Below are 12,400 nucleotides of genomic sequence, written 5' to 3' on the forward strand. Positions count from 1 at the left end.
ATCCATAACTCCATTTTTTCATTCAACTATTTTTGAGGGAAATACACTCTCGGGAGAATAGGAGGCAGAATGCTGGATTTAGCCATGCGCTGTGTCTCTATTTTGCTAACCAAGATAGTCGGAGATATGGCCGTAACCTCAACATTTCCGGACTCCGCCCCACAGATACCGACAAATACGTCGGGATCGTCTCCCGCACACACGATATTCGAAAACATCGACAAGGGTGTCCCGATCAATATCACTCCTCGGACCAATTCATCCGGACGACCATCCGTGTAAACCCGATAGACCACCAAGGGTGTTACGTTAAACGAATTGGTACTTCCCTTACCCGTGTAAGTCAAACCGCTCGTCACTTCTTTAAAAAAATAACCGTACTCCTTTTTCTGCTTTTTCACCTCTTCGACCAACATGCGGCGCAGCTCTTCTTTCGTCTTCGGGGATTTCGTTTCGATACAGAGATTGGATTGCCGGGATACCGGATCGAATCCGTCACTGGCACGAGCATGCCCGTTGGTCATGGGAAATCCGTCTATCGGCACCCGGGTCATCAAAAAATCACGTAATTTACCGTCGACAACCACGTCAACCCGTTTGGACCGGATCCCCTGATCATCAAATTCATAATAACCGTTCAAAGCCTTTCCGCCATAACGGGACAAGGTCGGGTCGTCGAACACCTGAAAATCGGGAGCCAATACACTCTCCCCCACCATCTGTTTAAATGTCTGCCCGTCTTCATCCGTTTTCATGCGTTGTCCTTCCAGCCGATGTCCGAATATCTCGTGAAAAAACACCCCGCTGGCAGCTCCCGATAACAAAGCCGGCCCGGTATAAGGTTCGGCAACCGGAGCCTCCCGTAAGGCAGCTAACATCTTTACCATCTCACGAGTATCCGCAATCATTTGCTCATCCGTGGGCAAATCCGCCGGATCGTAAGCAAAATAGGAAAGCAGCAAAGGAAGTTCCATACCGTCCAAAGCCGTAACACTCCCCTGAATCATAATCCGGGCATAGGGCAGATTTTCCACCACGCTCCGTCCTTCCGTATCGACGAAATAACGGCGCTCGACCTCATACGTCAAGGTCGCATCTCCCCGTGTCATATACATGTTCTCGTTGAATAAATCGGATATTTTCTTCAACCGGACAATCCAGGCTCGCGTATCAACCTTCAACCGATCAGCCGCAAAAGGAGGTTCGTAATAAGACTCCACGGGAGCGGAAGAGAAATAAGGAGATTTATCCTCGTTTTTGACATTCACTTTACTTTGTGCCTTCGAACGCTCGTATATATCCGAGGCAAACGCATACCGGGAAGAAGACTCCATCCAGATAGCCTGACGGATGGCTTTCTCGTTGTTCTCGTCATCGATAGGCAATACCGCATATGAAATTCCACTCCCGGAGACTTCCGCCCCCATCGGGTAATAGCTGAAATTATCCAGAAGAGAATCCCCTATCCGAATATGCGGAATCATGATCCGGGTATGTCTGGACTGATTGTCCCTCAATACCCCGAACGAGGCCGCAATCGTCGTACTCCAAGTATCGATAATCCTGTAATTCATATAATAGGGGGGAAATTTTTCCCCCTGCAATTCCCGATAATGTCCATTCAATTCACCGGAAAGTATCATCAGCAATTTATCTCCCGATTGCGCGAATGCTCCGGGAATACCTATTATTCCAAGGACACAACATAAATAAATAAACTTTACTCTTTTCATCTATTTCATTTTAAGATAAATGTAAAAGCATCTTTCACGACTTGACTATACCCCGGACCCGTCAAACGCACCGACACCGTATAGCGGCCGGCCGGAGATTTCCCTCCATAAGGATAGCGCAAAATACCCCCGCCCAATATTGTTAACTCGTTCGCAAAAACGACAGCAGCTTTTTCTCCGAGAGTAGAAGAGACAGCTTCCACGGTAAAATCGATTCGTTCCGTTCCTTCATATCCCTGCATCGCCAAAGATTGCCAAGGGGATTTATTCTCTATCCGCACGGCATCCAATTCCGGATCGGGAACAAGCCGGACCACCATCGTGTCGGGCTCATAAACGGCATTTTCGGTTCTCAAATACCCCTCCTTTTCTTCACATGCCATAAAGCAAAGGCAAATAACGGGCAGTATAAATAGGATCCATTTCATAACATTTTGTTTTTAATTACATTTTACAAATCACCCAAGGTAAATTGATAGCTCAAAGAGTGTACCACGCAATGATCCGGCTCGATGTTCGAAGAGGCGATCGAAAACTCACGAAATGCGTTCTGGGAATATACATTCAGGGAAACCGCACCTACTTCCGGAATTCCCTGCAAGGTTTCCTGATGGGTATACAACCAGATCGAATTCCCTCCCAAAGTGACATACCAATCCCCGCCATCACCCGGCACGCCCTCTTTCTCATCGTATTTCCCTCTCTGCACATCGTCCCGATAAATCTTTCCATCGATGATGCAATTGAGCAAAAGCATTTCACACTCCCCCGGATCCATATCCGCTATACGTTCGTAACCGGCAAACAGCATATACCTGCGAATGGAATGGTTCGTCGGTCCCAAAAAAGTGATTTCAGGGTGTTCGGGATCCTTTCCCTCGAACAGACGCACCATTTCCGGTCCGGCCTGTTCCACTAACCTGGCTGTCGAATCCCAATCGTAAGAGTGTCCTGGAGCTTTTAAATACTCCAGTAAACTACCGTCAAAACGGCCGTTATGCAGCCCCGTTTTGATAAAATTATCCTTCGTACAGGCTCCCGTTGCCACCATAAAGCATATAAGAGCCAATATAAATATATGTTTCATCATTTTATTGTACTTTTGTGTTCCAGTAAACATTTTGTAAAACCAAATCGTTGTTTTCCATCGCCCTCGTATTCACGGGATAATACAAGGCCCCGTTTCTGATATCAGCGTCAGTCAAACGTCCGAAAGCCTCCGGCAATTCTCGTCGCACATACTCTAACCCGTTTCGAACAGCATCGTAATAGCGGGTATCCTCGAACAACAACTCCCGTTCCCGCTCCCTGAATATCGACAGCTGTACATCACCGCCGAAGTCATCCGTCAAATCCGGCACGGAAACGACACTCGGCTCTCAATAACAGGATATCCGGCAAGCGCCAAACCACCTTGTTCATCTCCATTCCCAAATACCGTTTCGAACTTTCATCATTCTTAATATTGTAAAATGGAAAACGGAATACATTAGCAAAAGCTTTTTCCATTTCCGTGTAATCATACACTTTTATCGCCTCCACCATCTGTCCCGTTTGCCAATCGTATTTCATGACCTTCACGTGGAATTCGGTCGAATCGATACCATAGAAATAACTCTTTCTCCTCAGGTCTTCAGGCGGATAAAGTTCATTGACCGTCTCTTTCGTAAACTCCAATACGTCCGGATAAGCAAAGCTCACGTCCATATCCGTTCTGATCGGCCAGCCGATAAACTCCTCGCTGACAAAAGCACGTTCCGTAAACTCTCCCGGCGTCGTCCAGGTTCTGTAAATTTCCCATATGCTCTCCTCGCTTCCACCCTTTAATACCCGAGTGCATACCTCTTCCGGATCGGCAGCCAAACCATAGATACCGGCCTTGTTCCCGATAATCATCGTGCAGTATTTCTCCGCCTCCTCCCAATACTCCTTTTTATCTTCCAAATTGGCCCGCCAGGCATAGATATTAGCCAACAGGGCCGCCGCAGCTCCCTTGCTCGCGTATTGCTTCGTCATTCTGGGCTTTCCAGCATAATCCTTTAAATCTTCGTAATTCGGTAAATCGATAGCCAACAATGCCCATTTCGTTGCCTCTTCCAAGACCTGTTTGACACTGCTTTTTCCTAATTTCTCCGTAACGGATTCGCTGTTGGGAACGATCGGCACCTCGCCCCAAGCCCGTCCGAGCCAAAAATAACAGAGCCCTTTCACGAAATAAGCCTGTAAACGATAGATATCCACGATCTCTTTCGACATCGGGAAACGATAAGCATTATCCAAAAGCAGATCGGCATCATGAATGGCAGCATAATACAATTGCCAACTCGCCTGAAAATAGGTTCGCGGAGCCAATTGCCGGGCACGCCTTATGCTGTTCCCCCGGTAATCCTGAGCCACGTTATCCACCTTCATCCCGGCCCACGCGTGTACTTGATCCTGATTCTCCGCCAAACGCAGATTCGACATCATGGAGTTGAGCAGAGCTTCCGCATCTTTTCCCGAACGAAAATAGTTATTGAACGTCGTTGAATTCTCTGGCCTCACGTCCAAAAAATCGGTACATGAAACAGACAGAATTCCCATGATCATATATATATAAAACCTTTTCATCGTTAATTAAAAATTAAGGGTTATACCAAAAGTCCATTTTTCGGGTAAAGGATAGGCCTTTCCCCCGTCGATACCGCTATCCATATCCACCACCTCTGGGTCCGTACCGGAATAATTGGTCCAGGTCCAGATATTCTCTCCCGTGATAAACAAACGGATACCGCTGAAGTAAAATTTCTTGGTAAATTTTTCCGGCAGGTTATATCCCAATGTCAATTGTTTCAACCGGAGCATATTGACCCGTTCCACGTTCGAACGCAATTCGGGAAAAACAAACGAAGCCCCCATCCGCGGTAAATCCGTCCTATCTCCCTCTTGCTCCCAGAAAGTCGTTTCTCTCAAATTCCGGAATATCGGCCCGTCAATACTCATCGGGGTCCCGTATCGCGCAGCATTTATCATTTTCCGCCCCAAAGAGTAATTGAAGAGGATATTCAAGTCAAAATTATTCCAGGTAATCTCGTTTGCCCATCCACCGTAGGCCAACGGCAAAGCACTACCGATGTAATACAAATCTCCATTGCCGATCTCTCCGTTGCCGTCCACGTCTTCTATCTTCACCTCTCCTACCATTCCGCTCATCTCCCCGTACACCTTATTGATATAGATCGGAAACCCCTCGTTATTGTAATAGACGGGAACCTCCTTCTCGTTTTGGTAATACCCGCTATCATTGAAGACGTAAATACCGAACAAACCCCGTTTCAACACGTTACCCATCATATCCTTACCGTCAAAGGTCTTTTCCAATTTATTCCAGTTCCGGGATATATTCAACCGGCTTCTCCATTTGACCCGAGTATCCCGGAAGATATCGGCTTTCAATTCCAGTTCGACTCCCTCGTTCGAAATTTCTCCCGCATTTTTCTTGTAAGAGTCCATCACCTGTACATCTCCGAAAGTAGGCACGTCCGTAATCAAAGAGTAGGTCAGTTTATTATAGTAATCGAATTTCACATTCAAACGGTAATCGAATAATTCCAAATCCAAACCGGCATTATACTGCTTGGTCTTTTCCCAGGTCAAATCGGGCGCAACGGCATTAAAGCTCGTCATCCCCGGATTCCCTTGAAATATTCCGCTTTTGGACATCAACCCGTAAGCCATGTACGGGTCACGAAATACCTGACCGGACTTTCCCCAGCTCAAACGCACTTTTCCGCTGTTTAACCACGCCGCATTTTTCAAAAAAGCTTCGTCCGCAAAATTCCACCCCACGGCAAGCGACGGGAAATCAGCCCAACGCACATTCTTTCCGAAAGTGGAGGAACCATCCCGGCGATAAGCAAACTCCACGATATAGAGTTTTTTGAAATTATAACTTAAGCGGCCGAAAAAACTCAACATGACCTTTTCATTAAAATTCGACCGGTAATCCGTCCTGGGCCTCGGTGTTAATTTATCCGATTCCGTATAATAAACACCTCCCGGCCCCTGATAATAATACACATTATCGCTTGCACTCCCGTTACCGCTTCCCTGATTCTCGAATCCCTGCTCTTTGGAAATACTCATCCCCAATAAAGCCTCCAACGTGTGTTTATTACCCTCTATTCTGTATTTCAACAAATTTTCATTCATCAACGAAATATCCCGGGATACCTGCCCCATGGAAATATTCAGACCTTGTGCCGCATCCAAGTTACTCGGGATAAATTCGTTCACGTTGAACTGAGCATAATCGACCGCTCCCAACCCAGAGAGAGTCAATCCTTTCGCTAATTGAAGTTCCAACCCCAAACTTGCGATCAAACGATAATTGTCATTACGGGTAACCGTCTGATTGATCTTTTCCAAAAACTTATCTTCTATTTTTCCATGTCCGGGAAATAACGTGGTCTGTGAGGCTGGATCGACCGTCATTCCCTCGATTCCGCGGTTTCCTCCCCTGTTATTCAGATTTCGGCTTTTATCCATATACCCCAAGTAGAGTTGGGTCGTTGCCGTTAAAATAGGAGCAGGCCTGGCCGAAAGGTTTACCATCAGGTTTGCCCGGGAGTAGTTACTGCTCAACATAATACCTTTCTCGTCGTAAAACCCGGCCCCGATCATATATTGTACCTTATCGGTTCCCCCGGATGCCTGAATATTGGCATTGATCACCTTACCCGTCCGGAAACTATATTTATACCAGTTTGTCTGGTTGTTATAGAAGGGATTCAGACTATCCTGGAGAATTTTATTTTCTCCCGCAGAATCGGGAAACCCGTTTCCCCACCATCCGTCATATCCTCCGTCACCCCTATTGAATGCATCTTCATAAGAAGTCGGGTAAAAATAAAGCCCGTTCATATAATCATATCCCTTTTTCAGGCTATTCCGCATATGGTATATCTTGGTCATTCTCTCCAAGCGTCCTCCCGTCTGCTCGGGTGTAACGGGTAAAAAAGAAGCCGTATAGGAAAAATTCACGGAAAACTTGGTTTTCCCGGCCTGTCCTTTCTTGGTCGTGATCAAGACTACCCCGTTTCCGGCCCGGGACCCGTAGATCGCGGCAGCAGCGGCATCTTTCAATATTTCCACGGAAGCAATCATGGAAGGATCGAGATCCGATAAGGTATTCGTACCCGTTACCGGAGAAGTAAAGGAAAACATGGGAACCCCGTCGACCACGTACAAAGGCTGTCCGTCGGTCGCCCCCTCCTGCATCAAGGAGTTGTAACCCCGAACGGCAACCCGGTTTCCCCCGGAACCCGGGGCTCCCGACTGGTTCACGATATCCACGCCGGCCAAACGCCCCTGTAACATACTCAAAATACTGTGCGAAGGAAGCTCTTTCATCTCATCGGCTTTTATCGAAGTAATCGAACTGACCATCTCTTTTTTGTTCTGCGTACCGTAAGCCCGAATTACCACTTCGTCCAGATCCGTCACTTCTTCCTCCATCTTTGCCGACACAGCCTTATCCGCTTCATAAGCCACTTTTTGCGATTTATACCCGACAAACGAGAGTAGCAAGCTCCCTTTTTCCCGGGTTACCGACATCTCGAATTTACCCTCCGAATCGGTAGCCGTTCCGATATTCACTCCTTCCAGCAGCACGGTAACCCCCGGCAAAGGCACACCCTTTTCATCCGTCACTTTTCCTTTCACGACAAACCGTTTTACCTCCGCTTCCTTACGCCGGATCATGATATAGATACCCTCCTGTTTATATGAAAAAGGCTTATCCCGCAAAATCGTATCCAAAATCTGGAATACCGTTTTTTCCTTCACGTCGAATGTTACCTTATACGGTTTTGCATCTTCGTAATTAAACACGAATTTATAGACATCCGCTTTTTCCAAGGCATTGAATACATCCGATAAAGGCACATTTTCCCATTCGAAACTCAGTTTCTTTTGCTGACCGAAAACAACCGAGGTCATACAAAAGAAGCTTAAAAACAGAAACAAGCGAATACACGTGATGTTTTGCACCCGATTTTTCGTTTTTCGCCCCTCAAAATGAGGTGAAATCGATTTTTTTTCCATAGATTTGTAGTTAAGAATTAAACATGTTCATTCGTCCGATGAACCAAATTCATGTCAAGGGGATAGGTCTCAACTATCCCTTTCTCATTTGGTTCCCGTTCACTTTTCTTTTACAAAAAAACAATTACCGTTTTTCCCGTTACCTTCATCCGCAATTTCCCCGTCTCATTCAAACGCCCGATCACTTGTTCCACCGTATCTTTCCGGTTAGCCCAAAACTTAAAACGAAAATCTTTGGCTTCCGGATTCCGGTAAAACACGGTAAAATCGAACCATCTGCCCAACTCGTCGAGTATGTCTTCTAAACGTACGTTATTATAATAGAAAAATCCCTCTTTCCAAGAGGTATACTTTAACACGTCAACCTCCTCTACACGTAACAAACCGTCACGCAACGAGACATTCTCTCCCGGTTTCAACACGACCTCACGATCCGCTCCCGTTCCCTCTTTCTTCACGGAGACAACTCCCTTTACAAGCGTGATACTCTCTACCCCGTTCTCGTATGACTGCACGTTAAATTCTGTACCTAACACACAGACCTCGGTTCGGATTGTCGCCACGACAAAAGGGCGATCCACCTCTCGTTTCACGTCGAAATAAGCCTCTCCTTTAAAAAAAACCTCCCGCTTCGCCCCGCTGAATGCCAAAGGATATCTCAATTCGGACCCGGAATTGATCCATACCCGGGTCCCGTCATCCAAAATCAGCATATACTCGCCCCCGCGAGGTACTTTTATCGTGTGAAATTCTTCCGGCCGACAATCATCCTGCAATACTCTCATGTATTTCATTCCTCCCACGGAATCAACAACCACCCCTCGTATGTTTAAAGAATCTTCAGCACCCGTACCGGAGGCCAAAAAGTACTTTTTCCCGTTTTCGGTAATCAACGTTACCGTATTCTTCTCCGTATCCCGGGTTAACTCCATCGGTTTGATAAATTGTCTTTCTCTTTGTTGATAGTAAACAGCCATCGTTGCAGAAATCAACACTAAAACCGAAGCCACGAACTTCATCATCCTACGACGGATCCGTATTTTTCTCGCCCGTAAAGTTATTCTCTCGTCCAACAACAACCATTGATACTCCTCGTCCACCTCCATCTCTCCTTTCTCACGCATACCGGCTTCCCGGCAACGCCGTAATCCTTCCAACAGATCCCGATGTTCCTTCACCTCCAACCAAGCTCGAACCTCCGGATCATCTAAACAATTCAGATGATGTAAAATATATAATGCGAATTCTATATCCTCGTAATTAAAATCGTTATGCATGTTTTCGTCTCCTGTTTCTAAGAACACGCACTACGTATCAAAAAGGGTGATGCCTTATAATACTTTTTTATTTGTTTTTCGCAAAAAAAATATCAGCAACCAAAGTGCATCATTCGAATACTCTTCCCGGAGAATACGTAAAGCCTTAGTTATATGCGTCTTAACCGTATTGATAGAGATAGCCAATTCATCCGCTGCTTCTTGATATTTTCTCCCCTCGAGAAAACATTTCCTGAATACGGTCTTCGTTTGTCCGGGTAAATTTCCGACGGAATCGCGCAAACGCTCGATCAAAAGTTCATATTCCATGCAGTCCTCGTTAATCGCCTCCTTCTTTAACGACCATTCGAAGGCAAAACGCTCCTTTGCCTTCCGACGCCGAAGCTGACTCACGCAATGATTACGTACCAAAGTATACAATAACGGTAAAGGAGATTGGGAACGCTCGATCTTTTCAAAGTTCATCCAAACCTTTTCAAACACGTCATTGACAGTATCTTTCGCCGTTTCCTCATCATTTAAAAAGCTAAGGGCATGATAATACAAACGGACATAATTCTCCCGGAATAACTGTTCAAAAACCTCTTTATGGTCAATCAATTTAATCATATACAACCCTGTATCCGGTACAAATATATAACAGTAAAAATTAAATTAATAAAATAAAAATATATTTCTACTATTGTCACATTAATATTATTAAACCCACAATACATCCAAAATTAGCTCTAAATTAAATTAATGCTTTAATATTAAATGATTAGAAAGCTTGCCAAGGATACATTGACGATTAAAAAATCAACTATAACGTAATCTTTGATTTAAAGAGTCAAATGATCTGAAACATGTATGGTCGGGAAGTGCCATTCATTTTAAGGAAGTAGGTTATTCCGGTAATTACCGTGGCCATCAAAAGCCGAGATACATCATTCATTTAGTAAGGGACGGGAAAAAAATTAAAGGTTTTTCCATCGAATCATTAGACGACGATTGATCACTACATCTATTTCCAGATCAATCGAAAAACAAATTTGCAATTTGTAGTGGGAAAGTGTCGGTCTTGGAGTGAAATTTCTTAATTTTGTAGAATAATCCTCGTGCGTTAAAAATTATGGAGACGAACTCACAACTTGAACTGGCTTTCAATTACCTCGAATATACCGGAACGAGTGTCTTTCTGACCGGTAAAGCGGGAACGGGTAAAACGACATTTCTGCAAGAACTCAAAAAACGTTCTCCTAAACGAATGATCGTTGTAGCACCTACCGGTGTTGCAGCCATTAACGCAGGAGGTGTTACTATTCACTCTTTTTTCCAGTTGCCCTTCGGACCCTATCTTCCCGGACAGATCGATAATGCCCAAGACGGAAAAAGTCGATTCGTACATAAATTCAATAAGGAAAAAATCAATATCATTCGCAGTATGGATCTGCTGGTTATCGACGAAATCAGTATGGTACGAGCAGATTTACTGGATGCGGTCAGCGACATGCTCAGGCATTACAAGAACAAAGAAAAACCCTTTGGCGGTGTCCAGTTATTGATGATCGGCGATTTGCAACAGTTGGCCCCGGTGGTAAAAGAAGAGGAATGGTGTCTATTGAAAGATGTTTACTCTTCACCTTTCTTCTTTTCCTGTCAGGCTTTGCAGAATTTACCCTATGTCAGCATCGAACTGACACATGTCTATCGACAATCCGATGAGACTTTCATCCACCTTTTAAATAAAATCCGGGATAATAAAGCGGATACGGCAACGCTCACGGCTTTAAACAAACGCTATATTCCCGGTTTTGCCCCGGACGATAATGAGGGATACATTACACTCACGACTCACAATTATCAAGCACAACAGATTAATAAACAAAAGCTGGACTTACTGGATACGCGGGCCTATACTTTTCAAGCGGAAGTGAAGGACGATTTTCCGGACTACTCCTTTCCGACCGATCAACAATTGGTACTGAAAAAGGGAGCACAGGTCATGTTTGTTAAAAACGACTCTTCTTCCGACAAGCGTTATTACAATGGTAAGATCGGCAAGATCACGTCGATCGGTACCGACCGTATCATGGTGAAAAGCGGAACCGATGAAGAAGTCATTACCGTTACCCGCGAGGAGTGGACAAACACCAAATACAGCATAGATGCAAAGACACAGGAGATATCAGAGACCGTCGCGGGAGTCTTTAAACAATACCCTTTAAAAACGGCATGGGCCATTACCATACATAAAAGTCAAGGCCTGACATTTGAAAAAGCGATTGTCGATGCCGGAGCCGCATTCGCCCACGGACAGGTATACGTGGCTTTGAGTCGATGCAAAACTCTGGAAGGACTCGTATTGGGAACCCCATTGCGTCCCGGAACTTTGGTTAACGACCATACCGTAAAGCAATTTTCGGACGACATAGCGCATCGTCAACCGGGACAAGATCAATTATCAGAAGCCCGACGCACGTATTACCTGCAATTGTTACAAGATTTGTTCGACTATCAACCTCTATTGCGACGTTTGCAATACACCTCCCGCTTGTTCTATGAACATTTATGGAAGCTTTATCCCGAATTAACGGAACAATTCAGGGTAGCCCGAGAATTTTGTCACAATGAATTGGCATAGGTGGGAAATCGTTTCCAAGTGCAATTAGAACGCATGATTAGTCAACAGAAAGATTATGAAAATAACGAACAAATTTGCGAGCGCGTAAACAAGGGCGTTACCTATTTTTTGGAAAACACAAAAAAACAAATTACTCCCCTTCTGGAAAATACACATCCGGAAATAGATAATAAAGAGGTTCGAAAAACAATTGAAGAAGCCTTGCTGAAATTACAACAAGTAACGGAATTAAAAATAACTGCTCTCGAAGCGGTAAAAAATGGCTTTGACGTAAAAGTGTATTTACAGGCCAAAGCCAAAGCAATGATAGAACAACCCAAGGCCCGGGCAAAAAAAGTATCTGAAAAAGCAGAAATCAGCAATGATATTTTGTATCCCAAACTCTACAACATCTTACGGAACTGGAGAAACGAAGAGGCAAAACGACAAGGTCTTCCCGCTTACACCATTCTACATCAAAAAGCAATCTTAGGCATTGCCAATACCTTACCCACTTCCAGCAAAGAGATGCTTACCGTTCCGGGTGTAGGGAAAAAAATAATCGAGCGTTACGGAGCCAAGTTATTGGAGATCGTAGATCAGTTTCGGTTCGATCAAAACAAAGAGAAGTGACGATTGGAGATTAAGGGATTAGGAGATTCTGTGATTAGGAGATTAGGAGATTTAGAGATTAGAGTATTAAT

General features: G+C 44.8%; 8 protein-coding genes and 1 pseudogene. 1 reads left to right on the forward strand and 8 read right to left on the reverse strand.

Annotated features, from left to right (window positions below; genetic code table 11):
* Window positions 1–26: 26 nt before the first annotated feature.
* The 8 genes from NVS78_RS10685 to NVS78_RS10720 form a co-directional block, all read right to left on the reverse strand.
* Window positions 27–1,733: a metallopeptidase TldD-related protein gene (locus tag NVS78_RS10685; RefSeq protein WP_286359167.1), complete on the reverse strand. Its 1,707-nt coding sequence runs from the start codon at window positions 1,731–1,733 to the stop codon at window positions 27–29.
* Between the two features lie 5 nt (window positions 1,734–1,738).
* Entirely contained in the window at window positions 1,739–2,161 is a 423-nt protein-coding gene (locus tag NVS78_RS10690) for a hypothetical protein (protein ID WP_286359168.1), read from the reverse strand.
* 23 nt (window positions 2,162–2,184) lie between these two features.
* The gene (locus tag NVS78_RS10695; protein WP_286359169.1) at window positions 2,185–2,823 is read right to left on the reverse strand and encodes a hypothetical protein; all 639 of its coding nucleotides are present in this window, start codon (window positions 2,821–2,823) and stop codon (window positions 2,185–2,187) included.
* Between the two features lies 1 nt (window position 2,824).
* Window positions 2,825–3,094 (reverse strand): RagB/SusD family nutrient uptake outer membrane protein, encoded by a 270-nt coding sequence (locus NVS78_RS10700; RefSeq protein ID WP_286359170.1) that lies wholly within the window; start codon window positions 3,092–3,094, stop codon window positions 2,825–2,827.
* Window positions 3,075–4,343, reverse strand: coding sequence for a RagB/SusD family nutrient uptake outer membrane protein (locus NVS78_RS10705; RefSeq protein WP_286359171.1), 1,269 nt, complete (start codon window positions 4,341–4,343; stop codon window positions 3,075–3,077). The genes NVS78_RS10700 and NVS78_RS10705 overlap by 20 nt, the downstream gene beginning before the upstream one ends.
* 6 nt (window positions 4,344–4,349) lie before the next feature.
* Window positions 4,350–7,817 carry a SusC/RagA family TonB-linked outer membrane protein gene (locus NVS78_RS10710; RefSeq protein ID WP_286359172.1) on the reverse strand — a complete coding sequence of 1,156 codons (3,468 nt, stop codon included), beginning with the start codon at window positions 7,815–7,817 and terminating at the stop codon, window positions 4,350–4,352.
* 110 nt (window positions 7,818–7,927) lie between these two features.
* The gene (locus tag NVS78_RS14210) at window positions 7,928–9,121 is read right to left on the reverse strand and encodes a FecR family protein (RefSeq protein ID WP_286359173.1); all 1,194 of its coding nucleotides are present in this window, start codon (window positions 9,119–9,121) and stop codon (window positions 7,928–7,930) included.
* 27 nt (window positions 9,122–9,148) lie between these two features.
* A complete protein-coding gene (locus tag NVS78_RS10720; RefSeq protein ID WP_286359174.1) occupies window positions 9,149–9,703 on the reverse strand; it encodes an RNA polymerase sigma-70 factor in 555 nt (184 codons plus the stop codon).
* Window positions 9,704–10,205: 502 nt separating this feature from the next.
* Here NVS78_RS10720 and NVS78_RS10725 point away from each other — a divergent pair.
* Window positions 10,206–12,329 (forward strand): annotated as a pseudogene (locus tag NVS78_RS10725) (HRDC domain-containing protein).
* Window positions 12,330–12,400: the final 71 nt, after the last annotated feature.

The sequence above is a fragment of the Gabonibacter chumensis genome, from assembly GCF_024741215.1.
Classification (GTDB): Bacteria; Bacteroidota; Bacteroidia; order Bacteroidales; family Marinifilaceae; genus Gabonibacter; species Gabonibacter massiliensis.